Annotated in this window: 1 protein-coding gene; it reads left to right on the top strand. The window is 54.9% G+C overall.

Annotated features, from left to right (window positions below; genetic code table 11):
• Window positions 1-64: 64 nt before the first annotated feature.
• Window positions 65-233: response regulator (locus AC0IW9_RS32110; protein WP_471652322.1), on the top strand; the 169-nt coding region annotated here is incomplete at its 3' end.

The raw sequence follows: 233 nt of genomic DNA, 5'->3' as shown, positions 1-233 counted from the left end.
CAGCTGCAATAATTCCGTTATCTAATGCGGCGCAAGACAGATTAAACGACCCGAGGTTGGCTCCATGGTTGGTAAGAACATCCTGATCGTTGATGACGAAGCGCCGATCCGCGAAATGATCGCCGTGGCCTTGGAAATGGCCGGCTACGAGTGCCTCGAAGCAGAGAACACCCAGCAAGCCCACGCCATCATCGTCGATCGCAAACCCGACCTGATCCTGCTCGATTGGATGC

The sequence above is a fragment of the Belnapia sp. AC561 genome (assembly GCF_979252845.1).
Note: the sequence above shows the minus strand (reverse complement) of the source record. Positions and strands in the feature narration are given on the sequence as shown.